Source organism: Micromonospora sp. NPDC049175 (assembly GCF_043197345.1).
GTDB lineage: Bacteria > Actinomycetota > Actinomycetes > Mycobacteriales > Micromonosporaceae > Micromonospora.
Genome location: NZ_JBICSY010000010.1, coordinates 21,901 through 43,721, shown reverse-complemented (window position 1 = coordinate 43,721; position 21,821 = coordinate 21,901). Strand labels below are relative to the sequence as shown.

Below are 21,821 nucleotides of genomic sequence, written 5' to 3'. Positions count from 1 at the left end.
GGGCGGGGACGGCCGCGCGCCGCGTCCTGCTCGGCCCTCCTGCCGCTCGGCCGGCGCCGCACCCTAGCTCGCGCGGGGGAGGTGGTTGGTCCGCACCGGGGATCATCTGCCGTCGTCGCCGGTAAAGAATTTAGATATGGCGATCACGTTATGGCATGCGGCCCCGGCCAGCAGCGACACCGAGCAACCCGTCCCACGGTGGGCGCTCCGTACCGCCTACGCGCTCCCCTGGCTGCTGCTTCCCTCATGCCTGTGGAGGTTGCCGTTTGCCTTTCAGTTCGACATGGGCCAGCTCGACGACGCACCCGTGTCTCCGTTGTGGATCACTGTCCCGTACGTCATCGGACTCAGTGTGCTCACCGAGTTGCTGGCGCTGCTCAGCATCGGTCTGGTGCGCGGCTGGGGCGAAGTGGTCCCGAGCTGGATCCCGGTCATTGGTGGCAGACGTGTGCCGTCCATGGCGACGGTTGTCCCTGCCGTGCTCGGAGGGCTGCTCCTGACCACGGTCTCGGTCTGGATGGCGCTCACCTGGGTCGGTGTGTCCGACGGCGTGGCGTACGAGAACGGCTGGTGGCAGGCGCTGGCCATGGTGTGCATCAGCCCGATAGGGCTCTGGGGTCCGATAGTGCTCGCCCTGACCTACGCCTACCACGTGCGCCGTCGCCCTGCCCGCGGTTCGGGGATGCCTGGGCTTGACCCGCTTCCTCAGCATCGGCGCCGATCGGGCCCTGGGGACCGGTGAGCGGCCGGTGGACGCCGCAGCCGACGTGTCCGGCTACGGTCCCGGACGAGATCGCCGAACGCAACCGCACGTACGAGATCCCGGACTACGCACCGGACCTGTTGCTGATCGGGGACGACGGCGGCGGGTTCCGGCCCGGGCGGGACGACCCGATAGCCGCGTTCTACTCGACGTACGCCAACTGCACCAGGGTGGTGCGCCGGCCCCGACGCACCAGCCGCCCCCGGCCGGGGGGTTGCACGGAGAGGTGGGCCTGCGGCCAGAGTTGGCCCTCCTGCCGCTCGCCGGAGAGCAGCAGCCCGGCGCAGCCGACCTCCTTCATCCGCTGCGGCACCGGCTCGTGGACGGCCCGGCCCGCGCCGCCGCTGCGCCGAGTCAGCACCAGGTGGAAGCCGAGGTCCTTCGACTGCGGCAGGAACTCCAGGAACGGGCCCAACGGGCCGGCGCCGCCGGTGGGCAGCAGGTCGTAGTCGTCGCAGAGCACCACGATCTCCGGCCCCTTCCACCAGGACCGACTCCGGAGCTGGTCGACGGTCAGGGTGTCCGGGGGCAGCCGATCGTGGAATACCGTGGCGAGATTCTGCACCAGGCCCTGGGCGGCCTTGGCGGTGCCGGCGTACGCGCCGAGATACGCCTCGGGCACCGCGTCCAACATGGTGCGCCGCAGGTCGATGACCGCGAAGACCAACTGCTCGTCGGTGAACTGCGCGGTCAGGTCCCGGACCAGCAGGCGGAGCAACGACGTCTTGCCGCTCGCCGAGTCGCCGAAGACGAGCAGGTGCGGGTCGGTGCCGAACAGGTCGAGCATCGTGGGTCGCAGCTCCGCCTCGTCGAGCCCGAGCCGGACCCGCCCGTCGGCGGGCAGCCCGGTGGCCACCTCCCCGTACCCGATCATGGTGGGTAGCATCCGGATGGCCGGGGCCGACGGGCCGGTCCAGGCCGTCGCCACCCGGGACACCAGATCGTCGAGCCCCTTCGGCAGGGTGGTCACGTCGTCACTGCCGTCGATGCGGGGCAGCGCGATGTGCGCGGTCAGCGCGTCCTGGGTCAGGCAGCGGCCCGGGGTGTCGGCGCGCAGGTTCTCGGCGGCCTGCCGCTTGATCGTCGAGTCCAGCGGGTCGTTCAACCGGAACTCGATCTTCGAGCCGATCACCGCCTGGAGCTGCATCCGCAGGTCCGACCACCGACCGGCGGTCAACACCAGGTGTACGGCATACCCGAGCCCCCGGGAGCCGATGTCCTGGACGAGATCGGCGAGATCCTCGAACTCCGTCTTCAGCACCGGATAGTTGTCGATCACCAATACGACGTCGGCGGCGGCCAACTCGGGCAGCCGGCCCTCCCGGTGCATCCGCCGCATCGTGTCGATCGAGTCGATGCCGTGTGCGGCGAAAAGCTCCTCCCGTTCGGTCATCAACATGCTGACCTCGGTCACCGTCCGGCGAATCCGGTCCGGGTCCAGCCGGCCGGCCACCCCACCGACGTGCGGCAGCCCGGCCAGCGCGTTCAGCGCGCCACCGCCGACATCGACGCAGTAGAACGCGATGTCCTGCGGCGTGTGGGTCAGCGCGGCGCCGGCCACCAGGCTGCGCAGCAACGTCGACTTACCGGTCTGCGGCGCGCCGAGCACACAGACGTGCCCACCCGCGCCGGAGATGTCCAGCACGAACGGTTCCTGTTTCTGCTCGGTGGGCCGATCGAGCAGGCCGAGCGGAATCCGCAGCCGCCCGCGACGCTCCACCGGGGCCACCAGGCCGTACGCCGGATCGGTCTCCAGCGGGCCGACGACGGAGTCCAGCGGCAGCGCGGCCGGCAGCGGCGGCAGCCAGATCCGGTGCGCCTGCCGCCCGTGCTCGCGCAACCGGTCGACCACGACGTCCAGGGTGCTCGGCGCCGAGACGCTCTCGTCCGCCTCCGCCGACTCCTCGGTCGTCAACGGCTTCGGCAGGTGCCGGGCCACGTTGTACATCAGGAAGACCGTCGGGTCGGGTGCGGCGTCCACCACCTCCTCGCCGGCCGGCGGCCGGTACGTGCCGGACACGTACGCCGCCTTGAACCGCTCGAAGACCGTGGTGTCGACCTTCAGGTAGCCCGATCCGGGCAGCGGCGGCAACCGGTACGCGTCGGGCACCCCCAGCACGGTGCGGCTCTCCTGCTCGTTGAAGGTGCGCAACCCCAGCCGGTACGACAGGAACGACTCCAACCCGCGCAGTCGGCCCTCCTCCAGCCGCTGCGAGGCGAGCATCTGGTGGATGCCGATCGACCGGCCGATCCGGCCGATCGCGATGAACAGCTCGATGAAGTCCGGTTTGGCGGTCAGCAGCTCGCTGAACTCGTCGATGATCACCATCAGGTTGGGCAGCGGCGGCAACGGCCGGCCCGCGTCCCGCCGCCTGTTGTACTCGGTGATGTTGGCCAGTTGCCCGGCGTCGAGCAGGATCTGCTGGCGGCGCTTCATCTCCCCCTGGATCGCGTCGTGCAGCCGATCCACCAGGCCGGAGTCGTCGGACAGGTTCGAGATCATCGCCGAGGTGTGCGGCAGATGTTCCAACCCGGCGAAGGTCGCGCCGCCCTTGTAGTCGACAAGCACCAGGCTGAGCCGCTCGGGCGGGTGGGTCATCGCCAGGGTGAGCACCAGCGTCCGCAGGACCTCGGACTTGCCGGAGCCGGTCGCGCCGACGCAGAGCCCGTGCGGGCCCATGCCGCCCAACGCGGCCTCCTTGATGTCCAGGTGCACCGGGTTGCCGTCCGTGCCCACACCGAACGGCACCGTGAGGAAGTCCGAGAGCATCCGGGGCGCCCACAGCGACCGCACGTCGTAGCTCGCCTCGTCCACGATGCCGAGCAGCCCACGCAGGTCGACTGTCGACTCCAGCGGCGTGTCCTCCACCAGGTCGGCCACCAGCCGCAGCGGCGAGACCCGCCGGGCCAGCATCTCCATCTCCGCCAGGTCGAGCTTGTCGACAGTCCCGGCGGGTGCGCCGCGCAACCGCTCACGCTCGGCCAGGATCACCTGCGCCCGAGTGTCCTTGACCTTGCGCAGATCCTGCACGGTGACCTGATCACCCTCGCAGAGCACCCGGACGTCCACGTGGGACGGCTCGTGCTGCCGGTCGTCGACGAGCACCACCACCGCCATGCCCAGGTCGTCGGGGGCGAGACCGGCTTCGAGGTGACCGAGTGGGTCGGCTCGCCCGGCGGAGATCTGGTCGACCACGACGACCAACCGGCTGCCCCGGAACCGGTGCTGCGGATCGCCCAGTCGCCGGGCCCGGGCGACCTCACCGACACGCCGGGACAGCTCCGCGGTGAGCAGCGACGCCAGCGCCATCGGCTCCGCGGCCACCAGCCGCTGCGGGGCCGGGCCGTCGTACTCGCTCGGGTGCAGGCAGTGCGGAAGCCACTTCAGCCAGTCGAACTCCGGGCCGGCGGTGCCGCCGAGCAGCCACGCGAGGCGCACGTCGTCCGGAGCGTGCAGGGTGGCGAGCTGCGCCACCAGCACCCGCACCAGGTTGCGGGTGTCGGCCGGGCTGCCGACCACCGAGACCACACCGGTGACCGGCACCGCGACCGGCATGCCGTCGAGCAGTCGGTCCCGGTCCACGACCAACCGGGCGGCGGCCAGGGTGACCGGGTCCAGATCGACCATCGGGTTGTTCTCGTCGGCCTGGAGGGTGACCCGGCGCCAGAGGCGATCCTGACCGTGCCCGACCCGCAGCACCAGGAAGTCCGGGTCGGCCAGCCGTCGCTCCCACCGCCGGTGCGGGTCCCGGAGCAGGTCCGGCAGCACCTCCGGTGCGGGGTGCCGGTGCTGGGCCGCGGCCCGCTGGGTGACGGCGTCCGCCCGGATCTGGTCGCGGATCCGGTCGATGTACTCCAGGTACCGCTGCCGTTGTCGGGCGAAACGGCGGGCCGCGCCGGTGCGCTGGGTGACGTACGCGGCGATCCCGCCGAACACCGTGGCGACGAGCATGCCGAGCCCGGCGATCATCATGATCGGGTTTTGGTTGGCCATCATCATGAGCAACATGCCGGCCCCGCCCATGATCGGGAGGAAGACCTGCATGACGCCCGCGAACCCACCGCCGCCGTCGGGCACCGCCGGTGGTGAGACCACGTCGAGCGCGGTCGGCTCCGGCTCCGTTGGTGGGACCCGGGCCGGTCGGTGAATCACCCGCTGCGTCATCGCGACCCCCTCCGGGCCGAACCGATCAGTGCCTCGGCCGGGTTACCGGTAGTGCTCCGACTGCCTACAGTAGTACCGGTCGGCACACTGGGCCGACCGTGCGGGGACGGAGGGTCATGGCAACCCGATTCACCCGAGTGACAGTGGTGGCCGGCGGGCGAAGCCTCGATATCAGCCTGCCGGCGGCCCGGCCGGTGCTGGAGTTCGTGCCGCAGGTGTGCGAGCTGCTCTCGCTCACGCCCGAGGCCGCCGGGCGTTGGAAACTGTCCACCGTGGCTGCCGGTGGGTTGGACCCACGCCGCTCCCTGGACGAGGCCGGCATCATCGACGCCGAGACGCTCTACCTGACCCCGCCCGAGCAGGCGCCCCTGCCGCCGTTCGTCGACGACGTGGTGGACGAGGTGCAGACCACTCTGGACGGTGACGGCAGCGAATGGCGGGACACCGCACGGATGACGGGCAGCGCGGCACTGGCCGGTGTCGTGGTGCTGATCCTCACGTACGCGCTCACCACCATGCCGGTGCCGGTGGCCGCGGCTCCGGCCATGCTGTTCGCGGTGGCCGCCCTGACGGTGCTGGCCGGGCGCCTGCTGGGCGCGCCCGGAGGCACACTCCTGATCACCGCTGCCGTGCCGGCCTGGCTGGTCGCCGGCTTCGCGGTGGCCCGAGCGGCCGGTTGGCCCGAGCCGGCCTGGTTCACCGCCGGCGCCCTCGGCGCCGGTCTCGGCGCCGCCCTGTTCGTCCTGGCCGGTGAGCGTTGGTACGGCGTCGCCGCCGGCGGGCTCGCGGTGACGGTGCTCGGCGGGCTCGGCACCACACTGCTCGTCGCCGGGCTCGACCCGCAGCAGGCGGCGGCCGTGGGATCTGTCGTGGTCGTCTTCGCGGTGGGTCTGGCGCCGCAGCTCGCGCTCAGCTCGGCCCGCCTCGTCGATCTGCTGCGCCGGCAGGAGGAGAGCCAGTGGGTCGGCCGGCACCTGGTCGCGGCGGCGGTCCGCCGAGGCCAGAGCGTGCTGTCCGGTGCCCTGGTCGGCGTCGCGCTGGCCGCCACCGCCGCCTCCGTCGTGCTGTTGACCGGGCCGGCCGGCGTCGGCGTGGTGCTCGGTGCGGTGCTGGGCCTGGTGTTCGCGCTGCGAGCGCGGGTCTTCACCCGCTTCGGTCAGGTGCTGCCCATGCTCGTCCCACCGGTGACGGCGGCCACCGTCGCGGTGCTCGGTGCCGTCCGCCTCACCGATGCCGACGAGGCGGTGCGTGCCTGGTTGGCAGTGGTCGGTGTCCTGGTCGTGGTGGGCGCGGTGCTCTGGGCCGGCCGTCCCCGGTTGGACGACGTCGGCGCGGCCCGACTGCGACAGCTCCTCGACCTGGCCGAGGTGCTCGCGGTGGTCAGCCTCGCGCCGCTGGTGATCGCGGTCTTCGGGGGCTTCGACTGGGCGGCCCGCTGAGCCGAGGGCCGACCGCATCCGCTGATCAGCCGATCAGCGCGGTGCGGGACACGATCATCGTGGTCTCCCCGGGCCGGTCCGCCGATCCTGCCGGTCGCACGAGGAACGAACGTGGCGCGTCCGACGCCGGCTGCGTGGCGGCGGGCGGGGCCAGCCCTCGCTTCTGGCGCTGCTGGGCAAGGAGGCCACCGATACTTGTGATCGCCCAGACGGCGATCAGCAGCAGGGCACCGACGACCAGGCTCGCGATCACCGTCGCGTAGGGACGGCGCAGATCACGTGGGCCGCGCCGGGACCCGTGCAGGAGCGCGGCCTTGGCCGTGGCGGTACGCAGCGCGTGCGCCTCGACCACCACCCGGTCCCGGCCGTCAGCCACGGCCGAGCCCAGCCCGGTCGCCGGTGATCGTCGCGACCGACCGGCTGTCAGTCATTGTCGTGCGCCCGCTCGGCCTGGCCGGCGCGCTCGGCCTGATCGGCCCGGTAGGCCTCGTTTGCGGCCGCTACGTCGTCCGGGTCGGCGGGCTTGATGCTCTGGGCCACCGCCACGATCACGTCGGCGAGCACCTGCTCCATCTCGGGGTGCGGTGTCGCGGCACTGAGCAGGGCCGTCCAGGTGGTGCCGGGCAGTGGCAGGAACAGCTGCAACACCATCGAACGGACCCGGGTCAGGCCGCCCGGCGGCACCGTGGACGCGACGTCGCGGTGCAGCACTCCCGGCCCGGTCGGAGTCTCGACCTCCTCCGTCGTGCCGGTGCGCGGCAGCGTCTGCCGGACCAGGGCGAGGCCGGCCGGCTGGGGCGCCGAGTTGAACCAGCCCAGGTGCAGCCCGGCGCTGCCGACCGCACCAGTGGACATCCGCCCCAGCTGCACCAGGCTCAGCGACGCGCCGGCACGTTGGCAGTCGGCGACGAGCTGCTCCACGAACTGGAGCACCTCCCGGCGCTCGGCGGCGCGCAGCCGTTGCCCGAAGAACCGGTCGTCGACCATCCGGGCGGCGCTGCGCTGCCAGGACTCCGGATTGGTGTCGAGCAGCGCCCAGTCTGAGGGGACCCCGATGAACCACGGGAAGTCGGGGTGCGGGGCATGGGGGTTGAGCTTCAGATCGTGGGCGGGCAGCGGATCGAGCATGGAGACGTCGCTCATGCGGCACCCCCTACGATTCGGTGGGGCGCAGCGCGGCGGCGGTCTGGGTGTCGAAGTCGGCGACCATCTTGCCGATCGCGCTGGAGAGCCCGCCCCACTCGCCGATGTTGTTCATCAACTCGAGCAGGCTGGTCTTCCATTCGTCCCGAAAATCGGAGATCGCACCCTGGATATCGGCATGATCATCGGTCAGGCCGTCGCAGTCGACCACCCCGCGATGATCCGTCTCCAACTGGTCGGCAAGGGTGGTCAAATTTCCACCTAGGCTCACCAGCGTCGCGTAAGGATACTGAACGTACGTCATCCCGCCTCCCCGTCATCGCTCACCAAGGCTAACAACTCACGTCTATACCGGGGGACCCCGATGACCGAGTACCGACAGATTGGCCGGACGATGGTGCGCGCCCTCGACCCCCGGATCACCGCACGGCTGCGGGTCGAGCGGGAGCGCGACGAGATTCTCTCCGCCCGGCTCCGGCCAGGCGTGATCGCCGTGGTCGGGCCTGGCTCGGGCACCGGCCGGTCGACCGTCGCGGCGCTGGTGACCTCGGCGCTGGCCCGCCACCAGGGCGCGAGGGTGCTCGCCGTGGACACCGGCCACGGTGGTGGCCTGCACGCCCGGCTGGCGATCCGGGCCGGTGGGTCCACCGAGGTGGTGCTGGCCGGTCTCGGCCTGCGCGGCGCCACCGCCGGTCGCCGGCCGGCGGTGGGTCACCGCTGGCTGCGGGAGCGCCTAGCGCTGGCCGAGCGGGCGATGCTGTTGGCCGGCCCCCCGGGCGACGTCGAACCCCCGGTGACGGCGGCCGAGTACGGCACGGTCTCGGCCACCCTCAGCCGTTGGTTCCCCGTACGTGTCGTCGACACCCCGCCGCTGACCGACGATCCGGTCGTGCCGGCGGTGCTGACCCGGGCCGACCGGGTGGTGCTCGTGGCCCCGAACGACGAGCGCGGCTCCCGGATGCTTGCCGACTGCCGGTCGTGGATCGCGCCCCTGCTGCGTGAGCCGCTCGACCGGGTCGGCGTCCAGGTGTTGGTCGGCCAGGACCCCCAGCCCGGCGTCGCCGCGGTCGAGCAGTCGCCCGGCGACCTCCCGACCTTCGTCCTGCCGTTCGACCCGGCGCTGCGGACCCCCGAAGCGCTGCGCTGGGCCGATCTCGCGGGCGGCACGCAGGAGATCATTCTCGACGTTGCCGCGCAGACTGTGCGAGATATGCGACTCGGGTAGCGCGGAAAGGTCGTTGCGTGTCTATGTTCGAATGACTGTGGGTCGAATCTACGGGAGGGGCTTCGGATGGGTGCGAAGTTTTCGATCACCGACAATGCGGTCAACCAACACTCGTCAAACCTAGACACGTCGGTCGCCGCGCTCAACAGCCAGGCGCGATCGTTCATCAGCGCGATCGAGCCGCTGCCGGCGGTCTGGAAGGGATCCGCCTACCAGAGCTGGGACCAGCTGACCCAGCGGTGGAACACGGCGATGGCCGATCTCAACAAGGCGTTGACCGACATCACGAGCCGGGTGGGTTCGGCGGGGCAGCTTTACGACACCTACCACTCGGAGCAGACCAGCCAGTTGCAGTCGACCATGGGGTCGGCCAACTGGGACAGCGCGAAGTTCCGGGGCTGACGGGAAGGTTACGGGGATCATGGGTGACGTCTTCAGTTACGACGAGTCGACCGCCGGGTCGGCGCAGGGCGACATTGCTTCGGTGGCCAACGGGGTCCAGGCAAGTCTCGATGATCTGACCAACTTCGTCACCCGGGTCAAGGCCAACTGGGAGGGCGACGAGATGGAGATCTACAACGGTATCCAGTTGCAGTGGAACACTGCGGCGGACACCGTGAAGCAGATCCTCGACTCGGTGAAGGGTGCCCTGGGTCAAACCACGACGTCCGTGCAGGAGATGCGCGGTCAGGTGCGGGGGACTCTGCAGGGCTGATCCATTCGTGCGATCGCGTCCGGGCCTCGATCGAGACCCGGACGCGTCGTTCTGGTCTGTGGTGCCGAGCGGGTGGTGGTCCCGTGTCGGGTGCTGCGAGGGATACGAGCTTGTTGGCGTGGACACGGGGAGGTCCTGGCGCGATGGCTGAGTTTCCGGCGCATCTGTTCAAGATGGATGGTGATCCGTCGGCGGTTCGGTCGTCGGCGTCGCGGTGGCAGGGTTTTGGGTCGGCGGCGTCGCAGGCGGCGGGGCAGATCACGGGTTTGGATACGAGTCAGTTCGTGGGTCCGGAGGGTGATCTGTTCCGGGAGGGGCTCAATGCCCAGATGCCGGGGCATTTGCGGGTCACGGGTGATGCGTTCGGCAGGGTGTCGTTGGGGTTGACGGTGTTTGCGGGGTCGTTGTCGTCGTTGCAGGATCGGATGCGTCCGTTGGCGCAGCGTGCGCCGGGTTTGTGGGCGGCGTTGCAGGCGGCGCGGGGGCGGGCTGATCGGGCGAGGCAGGCTGATGAGCGTCATGAGCGGGAGGTCGCCGACCGGCCGCCGGAGGAAGCCGCGGCTGCGGTGCCGGATGCGTATCGCTCGGATGCGGGGGCTGCGGGTTCGGCGTTGTCGCAGGCGCAGCGGGACTGGGACGAGTGTGTGGCCCAGGCCGGCGCCCTGCGGGGTGAGTTGGCCACGGCGGTGCGTGACTGTGTGCGGGCCGTGAATGATGCGAAGGGTTTGCGGTTCAAGGAGAATCCGAAGTGGTGGGATCTGAAGGGTCAGTTCACCAACTTCGTGCGGGACAATCAGGAGTTGTTGGCGCAGCTGTCGGGTGCGTTGAAGATCGTGTCGCTGGTCGCGGGGTTGTTGTCGTTCATTCCGATTCTTGCGCCGATCATGGGTCCGATCGCGATCGCTGCGGGTGCGGCGGCTCTGCTGATCGATGCGTCGATCTACGCGGCGACGGGTAAGGGCAGTTTGACGAGTTTGTTGATCGATACGGTGTTGACGGTTGTGCCCATCGGTCGGCTCGCGATGCTCGGCAGACCGGTGTTGGCACTCGCCAAGCGTGGATTGCCGACCCTCGCCAGGGGCCTTCCCAAGGTGCGCGCGGCGCTTCCGAGCATGCCCCGCCCGAGTATTCCCCTGGGGTTGCGTAAGTGCGCGGGTGACCCGATCGACGTGGCAAGTGGTGAGGTGGTGCTCGCCCAGACCGACGCCGAGCTACCGGGTCTGCTCCCGTTAGTCCTCAACCGTAGTCACGTGTCGTCGTATCGGGTGGGTAGGTGGTTCGGGCCGTCCTGGGCGTCCACCCTTGATCAGCGGGTCGAGGTCGACGACGAGGGGGTCTGCTTCGTCGCCGAGGACGGCATGGTCCTGTCCTACCCGACGCCCGTGACCGGCGGGCAGGTCCTGCCGGCGACGGGTCCCCGTTGGCCGCTCACCCGGACCGCCGACGGCTATCGCGTTGAGCAGCCCGAGACCGGGCGTGCCCTGCACTTCGAGGTGGTGCCCGACGTCGAGGCAGTACCGGACTTTCGGGCGGTGCCGGACTTGCAGGCGGCGCCCGGCCAGCCCGAGTCCGAGCCGGAGGGCGATGGCGTCCTCGTTCGGGTTCTGCCGTTGGTTGCCGTGACCGACCGTAACGGTCACCGGATCGACCTGGACTGGCGCGACGGTGTGGTCACCGAGGTTCGGCACAGCGGTGGGTACCGGATCGCTGTCGACACTCTGCATGGTCAGGTCGCGGCGCTGAGTCTGCTCGACGCGGAGTCCTCCGGTGAGGCCCGGACTCTGGTGCGGTTCGGCTACGACGAGAACGGTCACCTCGCCGAGGTGATCAACGGGTCGGGGCTGCCGCTGCGGTTCGGCTACGACGACGACGGCCGGTTGGCCCACTGGCAGGACCGTAATGGGCAGGAGTACCACTACACCTACGACGAGCAGGGCCGTTGTGTGGCCGCGACCGGCTCGGGTGGTTTCCTCTCCGCGCGGCTGCATTACAACCCGGCTGACCGGAAGACCGCCGTAGAGGACTCGCTCGGCCAAACCACCGTCTACGAGCTGACCGAGCGCGGTCACACGCATCGGGTTACCGACCCGTTGGGGAACGTGACAGCGTTCACCTTGGATCGGTTTGATCGCAAGCTGTCCGAGACCGATGCTCTCGGGCGAATCACTCGTTGGTCCTACGATGACGACGGCAATCTGGTCGAGGTCACCCGCCCGGATGACAGCCGGGTGTCCGTGTCGTACAACGACTTGCGCCAACCGGTCGTGGTCGCCGACGTCGACGCAGCGGTCTGGCGGCGTGAGTACGACGAGCGCGGCAACCTGACCATGGTCACCGACCCGGCCGGCGCGGCTACCCACTACCGCTACGACGATTCCGGTCACCTCAGCGAGGTAATCGACGCGCTCGGCAATACCCTGGTGGTGGCCACCGATCCGGCCGGGTTGATCAGCCAGGTTACCGAGCCCACTGGAGCGGTGACGACCTACCGACGGGATCGGGCTGGGCGGGTCGCGGAGGTGATCGATCCGCTCGGTGGCAGCACCCATCTCGGCTGGACGGTCGAGGGACGGCTGGCATGGCGGCGTGGCCCGGGCGGGGTGAGTGAGGAGTGGACCTACGACCCGGAAGGCAACCTGGTCAGCCACACCGACCAGACCGGGGCGACCACCGAGTTCGAGATCGGGCCCTTCGACCTGCCGGTGACACGTACCGGGCCGGACGGCTCCCGGCTTGCCTTCGATTACGACGCCGAGTTGCGGCTCACCTCGGTCACCAATCCGCAAGGGCTCGTCTGGCGTTACGACTACGACCCTGCCGGGCGGCTGGCAACCGAGACTGACTTCAACGGTAGGACGCAGACCTATACGCACGACGCCGCCGGTCAGATGGTGGCGTGGACCAATGGCGCCGGGCAGACCATCGAGCTTGTCCGCGACCTGCTGGGCAACGTCGTCGAGAAGCGCACCGCCGAAGGTGTCACCACCTTCGAGTACGACCCGGCCGGCCGGCTGCTGCACGCCACCTCACCCGCGGTCGATCTCCGCTTCGAGCGGGATCCGGTGGGCCGGGTGCTCGCCGAGATCCGCGACGGTCAGACCGTCACCTCGGCCTACGATGCCCTCGGGCGGCAGACGCAGCGACGCACCCCCCAGGGGGTCGAGAGTGTCTGGGAGTACGACGCCGGTCACCTGCCGGTGGCGCTGCACACCGGCGGTGCGACGGTCCGCTTCACCCACGATGTGGCCGGTCGGGAGACCCGGCGGGCAGTCGGCAGTCTGGCTCTGACCCAGAGCTGGGACGCCAATCACCGGCTGCTCTCCCAGATCCTCACCGCGAGTCCCGCGGGGCCAGCCGCGGTGCCGGACCTGGTTGCCCAGCGGGTCTACCGGTATCGCGCCGACGGCTACCTCACCGACATCGCCGACCAGCTCAGCGGCGAGCGGAAGTTGGAGCTGGACCGAGCCGGCCGGATCACCGCCGTCCAGGCCGGCGACTGGACCGAGCGGTATGTCTATGACGAGGCCGGCAACATCGCCACTGCTACCTGGCCCGGCTCACACGGTGACGGCGCGGCTCGTGGCGAGCGGGAGTACAAGGGCACCCTGATCCGCCGTGCCGGTGATGTGCGCTACGAGCACGACAACGCCGGTCGGGTCACGCTGCGGCAGCTCAAGCAACGGTCGGCCAAGCCCTTGACCTGGCGCTACACCTGGGACAGCGAGGACCGACTGGTCGCGGTCACGACACCGGACGGCATCCGTTGGCGCTACCGGTACGACGCCCTCGGTCGCCGGGTCGCCAAGCAGCGCCTCGATGACGACGGTGGTGTGGTCGAGCAGGTCGACTTCGCCTGGGACGGCCCACGCCTGATCGAGCAGACCCACCGCGGCGACGACGGCGACCGGACCAGCACTTGGGAGTACGCCCCGGACACGTTCACCCCGATCAGCCAGACCGACGGCCCGGGCGATCAGGACGAGGTCGACCGCCGGTTCTACGCGATCGTGACCGACCTGGTGGGGGCGCCCACCGAGCTGGTCAGCCCGGACGGCGATGTCGCCTGGCAGCAGCGGACGACAATCTGGGGGATTCCGACTCACGTCAGCACTGCGGGGGTCGACTGCCCGCTGCGCTTCCCCGGGCAGATCCATGACCCGGAGAGCGGCACCTCGTACAACTATCACCGGTACTACGACCCCGATACAGCTCGCTACGTGTCGACGGATCCTATCGGCCTCGAAGCTGGTCCCAACCCGCACGCCTATGTGATAAACCCGCTCGGCTGGCTCGACCCACTTGGACTCATAGGCTGTCTGGCCCAGATGGCGGCGACCGGTGGCCGGGCGGCGGATAGCGCGAAGGCAGCCAAGACGGGGCTAACTCATGCCGGCAGAAAATATCAACAACACATGATGCAGGGCGACCTTCCGCACCTGCCCTCGCAGTCGCCAAAAATCCTGAACCAAGCTGGGCAGGGGATGCTCGAAAAAGTATTGAAGGATCCTCTTGCGAGCGTGGTGCCGGCTGGTCTCAAGACCAACTTCCCTGGCGGGTATCATGTCGTCAGTAACATCGTTTCACCCGGCGGTGACGGCTTCATCTCGGCGTTCTTCGACGCAAACAACGTATTCCAGTTCTTTGGAAAGATTAGTTGATGAGCATGGCTTTGGTGCAGCGCGAGGACAAGACCCGAATCGACGAGTTGTCTGCGGCGGTAGCGGCACGTCGATTCCGGGGTGTCACCTACTTCGTTCCGCCCGGGCTGGAGTGGGTGGAGGAGGACTCGCCTGCCGGTGCGGTTCATGTCGCCGACATGGGTGTCTCACTTCGTTTTGACGATCTTACGTTCAACGTGGCGTGGTCGATGAACGGGTTCAATGAAGGTCTGGCCGTCGCCACCGACCCGGTGGATCCGCTGTTTTTTGGCAGGTCGGCCGTCGCGGTCGATGCCAGCGCCATTCCTCCTTGGCCGTCCCGGTTGGGACACGCCGTCGAGGGCATTTCATGGGCGTGGCACCAGCCGGGCGATGACTGTCCAGAGCTGCTGTGGGCGGTGCGATTCGATTTCGGTGTTACCGGGTCTGCCGTCATCGCACTTGGCGAAGTCGACGATGGAACACCCCGATATATGCCGGACTCGCTACTCGTCCTGTTTGACGAGAATCTCGCCAGGTCCTACGTCATTCCGGCCGGAGAGAGTTCGTCGTGGGGAGCGTGAACGGCTAGCCGGGATGGCGCTTCTTCGGAACCAGGCCCGCTGCGCATCGTCTCGAGAACTGTTGAACGTCGCTGTACCGCGGGACGTGGCCCAGAAGACAATCGATAACGCGAACACGTGTTTCAACAGCATCGAGGCCATCAGGGGAGCTTTCCGTGGAGGACGATCGCAAGGCGATCTCCCAACGGGTCGAGGCGCAGTTGGGCGTCCGGCCGCCGGTGGGCCTGCTTGACGTGTGGACCGGCGTGCGGCCGGTGGACGAAGGCGACGTCTACGTCTACGGTCCCGACGAGATCGCCGAACGCAACCTCGCGTACGAGGTTTCGGAAGCCGCTCCGGGTCTGCTGCTGATCGGCAGCGACGGTGGGGGAGACGGCTTGTTCGTCGCGACGAACGACCGCGATCCCGAGGTCTTCCTTATCGGTCTCGGGGCGGTGGGCACGTCCGACGGCAGGCGCGCTGGTCGGTTGTCGGTACTGGCAGCGGAGGGCTTCCGCTCGATCGATTCGACGGAGGACGCCAGGCCTGAGGCAGCGGACGGCCCGATCGACGTCCTGGTCACCCGTCGTCCCGGTGTGAAGGCAGTGGTGGAGATGCGCAAGCTGTTCCACCTCTCCCTGCCGATCAGCGCATTCACCGCTGCGGACGCCGAATTCCCGATGGTGCTGTTGACCGAGGTCTACAACGCCAAGTACGGAGAGGCCATTAACCAGGTAAACCTGCGCTACCGGTGCTTGGCCGTTCGCTCACACGTCGGCGCGCAGCGGTCCCGGCGGCCTACTCAGATAGCGAAACTGTGACTGACGTAATGGTCAAAGTTCGTCGCATGTCTATGATCGGATGACTGTGGAACGACTCCATCGGAGTCGTTCTGGTCAGTGGTGCCGAGCGGGTGGTCGTCCTGTGTCGGGGCTCATCGATGGGTTCAGGCTTTTTGGCGACACGGGGAGGTTCGGGCGCGAGGGCTGACGCCTTTGGAATTGACCATCTGGCCAGGATGGCCGATGGGCCAGCATTCTCCCAAATTTCGATTCGGACTGGTGAAGGCTGGGTTCACTATGGCACTTGAGTGGAGTATCGAAGGTGGGCGACCTCTGGACCCGCAGAGCCTCGTCGAGCAGGTAGGGAAGACGCTTGAGATGCTGGCCGATACGGCGGTGGTTGTGCACCTCGAACAGGACGTCCGAATGGGTTCCGAGCCGGCGGAAGGCGGCCCGGAATTCTCCTTTGTTCTGAAGTCTGAGATAGCTGGAAAATTGTCCAGCGTCGAGTTGGTGCAACTCGGCTCCGATTCTTCGAGTGGCACCTGCATAGGGTATGTCACCGCGAACCGGGACAGAGGCTCGGTAGCGCTCGGGGTGGTCGTCGCCGCACACTGGAATATGGCTGCCGGTGGCGACCTCTCGGGCACCGGTCTGGGTGGCAAGCGACTCTCGCCCGAAGAGTCGGAAGGGCTGCTTGCTGATCTTTTTCATGGTGCTACCTGGGAAGATAGGGCCGAGCGGGCAGCGGGCCGGCTCGGGTGTGGCCAGGTGACCTGAACGGTCCTTCCCGAATGAGGGGCCCGGCTGTTCGACCACGCCGTGGCCTCTAGGCCGGCGCTGCCTCCGGCCGGTCTGGCCTGTCCCGTCCTCCCGTCGCCGGCCGATTCGGCGGTGCGGGCCGCTGCGCAGATTGTGCAAATAAGCGACCGAAGCAGTGATCAAAGTTCGGTGCACGTCTATGTTCGGACCGTAGTCGACCACCAGGGATGGCTCCACGTCAGGTGACTCGCGGACGCATCGCCGTGGTGCCGGGCGGTTAGCTGTCCCGCGCTGAGGCGTTGTGCGAGCTACGGACACGAGCTTGTTGGCGTGGACACGGGGGAGGTCCGGGCGCGATGGCTGAGTTTCCGGCGCATCTGTTCAAGATGGATGGTGATCCGTCGGCGGTTCGGTCGTCGGCGTCGCGGTGGCAGGGTTTTGGGTCGGCGGCGTCGCAGGCGGCGGGGCAGATCACGGGTTTGGATACGAGTCAGTTCGTGGGTCCGGAGGGTGATCTGTTCCGGGAGGGGCTCAATGCCCAGATGCCGGGGCATTTGCGGGTCACGGGTGATGCGTTCGGCAGGGTGTCGACCGGGTTGACGGTGTTCGCGGGGTCGTTGTCGTCGTTGCAGGATCGGATGCGTCCGTTGGCGCAGCGTGCGCCGGGTTTGTGGGCGGCGTTGCAGGCGGCGCGGGGGCGGGCTGATCGGGCGAGGCAGGCCGATGAGCGTCATGAGCGGGAGGTCGCCGACCGGCCGCCGGAGGAAGCCGCGGCGGCGGCACCGGATGCGTATCGCTCGGATGCGGGGGCGGCGGGTTCGGCGTTGTCGCAGGCGCAGCGCGACTGGGACGAGTGTGTGGGCCAGGCCGGCGCCCTGCGGGGTGAGTTGGCCGCGGCGGTGCGTGACTGCGTGCGGGTGGTCAACGATGCGAAGGGTTTGCGGTTCAAGGAGAACCCGAAGTGGTGGGATCTGAAGGGTCAGTTCACCAACTTCGTGCGGGACAATCAGGAGTTGTTGGCGCAGCTGTCCGGCGCGCTGAAGATCGTCTCGCTGGTCGCGGGTCTGCTGTCGTTCATTCCGATTCTCGCGCCGATCATGGGTCCGATCGCGATTGGCAGCGCCCTGCTCGCGTCCGCGATCGACCTGTCGATCTACGCCGCCACCGGTAAGGGCAGCCTGAAGACGATCCTGATCGACGTCGGGCTGAATCTGTTACCTGGGGTGGGCAAGCTGGCTCGGCTCGGGGCGGGTGCGTTGAAGGGCACCCGTGTGGCGTCGGCGTTTTCGTCGGTGGCGGCTCGGGGTCGCAACATGGGCTCGGTGGCCCGCTGGGGTTTGGCGAACCCGAGGGCCAACGGCATCGAGGCGATCAAGCGGCTGGCGCGGTTGGATCCGATCGATATCGCCTGTGGTGACATGGTGCTCACCCAGACCGACGTCGAGTTGCCCGGTGCGTTGCCGCTACTACTGTCCCGCACGCACCTGTCGTCGTACCGAATGGGGAGCTGGTTCGGCCGGTCCTGGGCCTCCACGCTCGATCAGCGGATCGAGGTCGACGAGAGCGGGGTCTACGTCGCGACCGCCGATGGGATGACGTTGATCTACCCGGTCGGCGACGACGGTCGTCCGGACCGGCTGCCAACCGAGGGGCCGCGCTGGCTGTTGGCGCAGGATCCGGCGGGCGGCGCCTACCAGGTCACCGACCCGACACGGGGCTGGACCTGGCACTTCGGGCCGGTGCCCGGCAGCCTGGCGGCCCAACTCCCGCTGGTCGCGCTGACCGACCGCAACGGTCACCGGGTCGACGTGCGGCACGACGACAGCGGAGCACCTGTCGAGCTGGTGCACTCCGGTGGTTACCGGGTTCGGGTGCACATCGAGGAAAACCGGATCGTCGGGTTCGACCTTGCCGGCGACGACACCGATACCGAGCTGGTCCGCTTCGGCTACGACGAGGCCGGCGACCTGACCGAGGTCGTCAACTCCTCCGGAATGCCGCTGCGTTTCGACTACGACATCGACGGACGGGTCACCCGGTGGGCCGATCGCAACGGCACCGAGTACCGCTACACCTATGACGAGGATGGCCGCTGTGTCGCCACCTCCGGCACCGGTGGCTACCTGACCGGCCTGCTGCGCTACGACACCGAGGCCCGGGTCACCACGGTGGTCGACTCGCTCGGCCACGCGACCGTCTACGCGCTCAACGACCTGCGGCAGGCCGAACGGGTCACGGATCCGCTGGGGAACGTCACCTCCTCCACCTGGGATCGGTTCGATCGGAAGCTGTCCGAGACCGATGCGCTCGGGCGGACGACTCGTTGGTCCTACGATGACGACGGCAACCTGGTCGAGGTCACCCGCCCGGACGGCAGCCGGGCGTTGGCGTCGTACAACGAGCTGCGTCAGCCGGTCGTGGTCACCGACGTCGACGGCGCGATCTGGCGGCGCGCGTACGACGAGCGCGGCAACCTGACCATGGTCACCGACCCGGCCGGCGCGGCGACCAGGTACCGGTACGACGAGGCCGGTCACCTCAGCGAGGTGATCGACGCGCTCGGCAACGCCCTGATGGTGGCCACCGACCCGACCGGGCTGATCAGCCAACTCACCGACCCCACCGGCGCGGCGACCAGCTACCGGCGAGACCGGGCAGGACGGATCACCATGGTGACCGATCCGGTCGGCGGCACCACCCACCTCGGCTGGACTGTCGAGGGACGACTCGCATGGCGACGAAGCCCGGACGGCGCGAGTGAGGAGTGGACCTACGACCCGGAAGGCAACCTGGTCAGCCACACCGATCAGACCGGTGCGACCACCGAGTTCGAGGTCGGGCACTTCGATCTGCCGGTGGCGCGTACCGGGCCGCTGGGCGCCCGGTTGGCTTTTGGTTACGACACGGAGTTGCGGCTCACCACGGTGACGAACCCGCAGGGGCTCGTCTGGCGTTACGACTACGACCCGGCCGGGCGGCTGGTCGCCGAGACCGACTTCAACGGCCGCTCCCAGGCCTACACGCTTGATGCCGTCGGCCAGGTCGTGAGCCGGGCCAACGGCGCTGAGCAGAGCATCGAACTGATCCGCGACCTGCTGGGCAACGTCGTGGAGAAGCGCACCCCTGAGGGCGTCACCACCTTCGGGTACGACCCGGTCGGCCGGCTCTTACACGCGACCTCACCCGATGTCGAACTCCGGTTCGAGCGGGATCCGTTGGGTCGGGTGCTGGCCGAGATCCAGGACGGCCAGCCCGTCACCTCCTCCTACGACGCGCTTGGTCGACGGACGCACCGGCGTACCCCGTCGGGCGTGGAAAGTGCCTGGGAGTACGACGGCCAACGGCCCGTGGCCCTGCACACCGGCGGCGCGACGGTCAGCTTTACCTACGACGCGGCCGGCCGGGAGACCCGGAGGATGGTCGGGAGCCTCGCCCTGACCCAGAGCTGGGATGCCAGCCACCGGCTGCTCTCCCAGATCCTCACCGCGAGCCCTACCGTCGACGGCGGCGTGCCAGACCTGGTCGCGCACCGGGCGTACCAGTACCGTGCCGACGGTCACCTGACCGACATTGCCGACCAAGCCACCGGCGAACGCCGGCTGGAGTTGGACCGGTCCGGCCGGGTCACCGCCGTGCGGGCCGCCGAGTGGACCGAGCGGTACGCCTACGACGACGCGGGCAACGTCGCCAGCGCCACCTGGTCTGGCGACACGGGCGACGACAGCGATCGCGACGCTCGAGGCGAGCGGGAGTACACCGGCACCCTCATCCGGTCCGCCGGGAACGTGCGCTACGAGCACGACGCCGCCGGCCGGGTCACGCTGCGGCAGATCAAGCAACGTTCGACCAAGCCGCTGAGCTGGCGTTACACCTGGGACAGCGATGATCGGCTGGTCGCGGTCACCACTCCGGACGGAACGCGGTGGCGCTACCGGTACGACGCGCTGGGCCGGCGGGTCGCCAAGCAACGCCTCGACGCCGACGGTGCCGTTGTCGAGCAGGTCGACTTCGCGTGGGACGGCCCGCGCCTGATCGAGCAGACCCGACGCGGCGACGACGGCGACAAGAGCAGCACCTGGGAGTACGCGCCCGGCGCGTTTATCCCGATCGCCCAGACCGACGGCGTGGCCGACCAGGGCGAGGTGGACCGCCGCTTCTACGCGATCGTGACCGACCTGGTCGGTACGCCCACCGAACTGGTCAGCCCGGACGGCGAGATCGCCTGGCAGCAGCGGACCACCATCTGGGGCATCCCGACCCACGTCAGTGCCACGGGCGTCGACTGTCCGTTGCGCTTCCCCGGACATTTCCATGATCCAGAAACCGGCGCATCGAGCAACTACCACCGTTACTACGACCCTGACATCGCGCGATATCTCAGCGCCGACCCCCTTGGTCTTGTTCCTGGCTCGAACCCGTACAGATACGTGGTCAACCCGTTCCGGTTTGTCGACCCGCTTGGCCTGTCGCCTTACCAGGCCGGGAGCAAGATCCCGATTTATCGAGGCACGTCGCGGGCGCTGGAGAATCACATTGTCAGTGAGACCGGAAAGGTGATGAGCGACGCCGCCCAGCGCGCGTTCATGGAGAGTGGTGGCGTTGTCGACGACGCGGCGCGCGCCTCCCAGGATGCTCACCAAGCTGGAGTCCGGGCCTGGGGTAATGAGCAGAACTATGCGCACGCGCATGCGGAGTTCGGCACGGAGATGGCGGAGGTCGGGGAGCGCTCCATGATATCTTTCACCGGCGACATCGATACGGCGAAGAACTTCGCCGGGCCGAACGGGCAGATCCATCAAGCGATGGTGGACCCGAGTCAGGTGATCGTCCAATCGCTGCCCGGAGCCGGCGAGTCGGAGATTCTGGTGCGTAACATGATCGATGTGCTGCCATGGCCGTGACCCTTGACCTCGGGGGAACCCCATTCGTCTTCTTCCCGGCGGGCGAGCCCTGGGGCATTCCCGGCGACGTTGTCCACGGTGACCAGCTCGAGGATCCTTTACTCATCGACCATCCGCGGCTCCGTCGGATCCTGGTGCGCAGCTATCCCTCGATGCCGGCCCTGCCCTACGTGCTGCACTGGAGTGATGGATCGGACCTCCATGCCGTCGACAGCCGAGTAACTGCTGGGACAGTCGATGCCAAGGACTTCCAAGGTGCGTTGGTGGCCGAGGTGCGTTCTGTCGTCTGCCGCAACTGTGCCGCGATTCTTCGGGTGGTTGTGGCGGAAACGGCTATTTCCGTGTTGGGTGGCGACCTGGCTCCCCGTATCGCCGAGCATGAGTTCCGGCAAAATTGCCCGGTATGCGGGGAGCCCACCCTTCCCTACGTCGTGGAACACCTCGACGCCGCGTAGCTTGTTCGAGCGATAGTCGGGGGACTCCGCCAGCGATGATCGACGATTCTGAGTGGCTGGGCATAAAATCGCGACTCCCGCTCGGCGCGCGAGTACGTGGGCAGGTGGAGCGGTGGATGACTTTCGGCTTCTTCGTTCGAATCTTGGGAGATGTGCCAATCCTGGGGTTGGTGGACGGGATTAGCTATCGTCCTGGCGGTCGTGACGTTACTGATCATTCTCTCTGGCCAGCAGTCGGGGATTCGGTCGAGGTGACCGTGGCTGGGCATCA

The 21,821-nt window shown here is 68.5% G+C and carries 15 protein-coding genes; 11 read left to right on the top strand and 4 right to left on the bottom strand.

All coding sequences use genetic code 11. The features are described from left to right. The first annotated feature begins 136 nt into the window (after window positions 1-136). Complete coding sequence (locus ACGFH8_RS29965; RefSeq protein ID WP_393373677.1) at window positions 137-742, top strand: hypothetical protein; 606 nt, start codon at window positions 137-139, stop codon at window positions 740-742. 163 nt (window positions 743-905) lie between these two features. Here the strand turns inward: ACGFH8_RS29965 and eccCa are convergent, their stop codons facing one another. Continuing rightward, a complete protein-coding gene (gene eccCa / locus ACGFH8_RS29960; protein WP_393373675.1) occupies window positions 906-4,928 on the bottom strand; it encodes a type VII secretion protein EccCa in 4,023 nt (1,340 codons plus the stop codon). A 116-nt stretch (window positions 4,929-5,044) separates the two neighbouring features. Here eccCa and eccD point away from each other — a divergent pair, with 116 nt between their 5' ends. Then, entirely contained in the window at window positions 5,045-6,367 is a 1,323-nt protein-coding gene (gene eccD / locus ACGFH8_RS29955) for a type VII secretion integral membrane protein EccD (RefSeq protein WP_393373673.1), read from the top strand. 25 nt (window positions 6,368-6,392) lie between these two features. On the opposite strand, the gene ACGFH8_RS29950 is transcribed toward eccD, so the two are convergent. From ACGFH8_RS29950 to ACGFH8_RS29940, 3 genes are read right to left on the bottom strand one after another with little or no spacing between them, the layout of a single operon-like run. Then, entirely contained in the window at window positions 6,393-6,743 is a 351-nt protein-coding gene (locus ACGFH8_RS29950) for a hypothetical protein (RefSeq protein WP_393373671.1), read from the bottom strand. 47 nt (window positions 6,744-6,790) lie between these two features. Further along, window positions 6,791-7,510 carry a hypothetical protein gene (locus tag ACGFH8_RS29945; RefSeq protein ID WP_393373669.1) on the bottom strand — a complete coding sequence of 240 codons (720 nt, stop codon included), beginning with the start codon at window positions 7,508-7,510 and terminating at the stop codon, window positions 6,791-6,793. Window positions 7,511-7,520: 10 nt separating this feature from the next. Next, window positions 7,521-7,814: a hypothetical protein gene (locus ACGFH8_RS29940; protein WP_393373666.1), complete on the bottom strand. Its 294-nt coding sequence runs from the start codon at window positions 7,812-7,814 to the stop codon at window positions 7,521-7,523. A gap of 60 nt (window positions 7,815-7,874) precedes the next feature. On the opposite strand from ACGFH8_RS29940, the gene ACGFH8_RS29935 reads away from it, so the two are divergent. From ACGFH8_RS29935 to ACGFH8_RS29895, 9 genes are all read left to right on the top strand, one after another. Further along, window positions 7,875-8,735, top strand: a complete 861-nt coding sequence (locus ACGFH8_RS29935; RefSeq protein WP_393373665.1) for a hypothetical protein — start codon at window positions 7,875-7,877, stop codon at window positions 8,733-8,735. Window positions 8,736-8,801: 66 nt separating this feature from the next. After that, on the top strand, window positions 8,802-9,137 hold the full coding sequence (locus tag ACGFH8_RS29930) for a WXG100 family type VII secretion target (protein ID WP_355032311.1): 336 nt from the start codon (window positions 8,802-8,804) through the stop codon (window positions 9,135-9,137). Between the two features lie 19 nt (window positions 9,138-9,156). Next, window positions 9,157-9,450: a WXG100 family type VII secretion target gene (locus ACGFH8_RS29925; protein WP_393373663.1), complete on the top strand. Its 294-nt coding sequence runs from the start codon at window positions 9,157-9,159 to the stop codon at window positions 9,448-9,450. An 83-nt stretch (window positions 9,451-9,533) separates the two neighbouring features. Further along, window positions 9,534-14,108 carry a DUF6531 domain-containing protein gene (locus ACGFH8_RS29920; protein WP_393373661.1) on the top strand — a complete coding sequence of 1,525 codons (4,575 nt, stop codon included), beginning with the start codon at window positions 9,534-9,536 and terminating at the stop codon, window positions 14,106-14,108. Then, on the top strand, window positions 14,108-14,671 hold the full coding sequence (locus ACGFH8_RS29915; protein ID WP_393373658.1) for a hypothetical protein: 564 nt from the start codon (window positions 14,108-14,110) through the stop codon (window positions 14,669-14,671). Before ACGFH8_RS29920 ends, ACGFH8_RS29915 begins: the two co-directional genes overlap by 1 nt. A 155-nt stretch (window positions 14,672-14,826) precedes the next feature. Further along, the gene (locus tag ACGFH8_RS29910) at window positions 14,827-15,471 is read left to right on the top strand and encodes a hypothetical protein (protein WP_393373656.1); all 645 of its coding nucleotides are present in this window, start codon (window positions 14,827-14,829) and stop codon (window positions 15,469-15,471) included. 204 nt (window positions 15,472-15,675) lie between these two features. Further along, window positions 15,676-16,212 carry a hypothetical protein gene (locus ACGFH8_RS29905; RefSeq protein ID WP_393373654.1) on the top strand — a complete coding sequence of 179 codons (537 nt, stop codon included), beginning with the start codon at window positions 15,676-15,678 and terminating at the stop codon, window positions 16,210-16,212. Window positions 16,213-16,550: 338 nt separating this feature from the next. Then, window positions 16,551-21,095: a DUF6531 domain-containing protein gene (locus ACGFH8_RS29900; protein ID WP_393373652.1), complete on the top strand. Its 4,545-nt coding sequence runs from the start codon at window positions 16,551-16,553 to the stop codon at window positions 21,093-21,095. Then, window positions 21,086-21,550 (top strand): hypothetical protein, encoded by a 465-nt coding sequence (locus ACGFH8_RS29895; protein ID WP_393373651.1) that lies wholly within the window; start codon window positions 21,086-21,088, stop codon window positions 21,548-21,550. The genes ACGFH8_RS29900 and ACGFH8_RS29895 overlap by 10 nt, the downstream gene beginning before the upstream one ends. The last annotated feature ends 271 nt before the right edge of the window (window positions 21,551-21,821 follow it).

What these genes read in the sequence shown, in the direction of transcription:
- ACGFH8_RS29940 (WP_393373666.1), bottom strand. Translation starts at nt 7,814, where the DNA reads ATGACGTACGTTCAGTATCCTTACGCGACGCTGGTGAGCCTAGGTGGA.
- ACGFH8_RS29965 (WP_393373677.1), top strand. Translation starts at nt 137, where the DNA reads ATGGCGATCACGTTATGGCATGCGGCCCCGGCCAGCAGCGACACCGAG.
- ACGFH8_RS29925 (WP_393373663.1), top strand. Translation starts at nt 9,157, where the DNA reads ATGGGTGACGTCTTCAGTTACGACGAGTCGACCGCCGGGTCGGCGCAG.
- ACGFH8_RS29935 (WP_393373665.1), top strand. Translation starts at nt 7,875, where the DNA reads ATGACCGAGTACCGACAGATTGGCCGGACGATGGTGCGCGCCCTCGAC.
- eccCa (WP_393373675.1), bottom strand. Translation starts at nt 4,928, where the DNA reads ATGACGCAGCGGGTGATTCACCGACCGGCCCGGGTCCCACCAACGGAG.
- ACGFH8_RS29905 (WP_393373654.1), top strand. Translation starts at nt 15,676, where the DNA reads ATGGGCCAGCATTCTCCCAAATTTCGATTCGGACTGGTGAAGGCTGGG.
- ACGFH8_RS29895 (WP_393373651.1), top strand. Translation starts at nt 21,086, where the DNA reads ATGGCCGTGACCCTTGACCTCGGGGGAACCCCATTCGTCTTCTTCCCG.
- ACGFH8_RS29915 (WP_393373658.1), top strand. Translation starts at nt 14,108, where the DNA reads ATGAGCATGGCTTTGGTGCAGCGCGAGGACAAGACCCGAATCGACGAG.
- eccD (WP_393373673.1), top strand. Translation starts at nt 5,045, where the DNA reads ATGGCAACCCGATTCACCCGAGTGACAGTGGTGGCCGGCGGGCGAAGC.
- ACGFH8_RS29945 (WP_393373669.1), bottom strand. Translation starts at nt 7,510, where the DNA reads ATGAGCGACGTCTCCATGCTCGATCCGCTGCCCGCCCACGATCTGAAG.
- ACGFH8_RS29900 (WP_393373652.1), top strand. Translation starts at nt 16,551, where the DNA reads ATGGCTGAGTTTCCGGCGCATCTGTTCAAGATGGATGGTGATCCGTCG.
- ACGFH8_RS29930 (WP_355032311.1), top strand. Translation starts at nt 8,802, where the DNA reads ATGGGTGCGAAGTTTTCGATCACCGACAATGCGGTCAACCAACACTCG.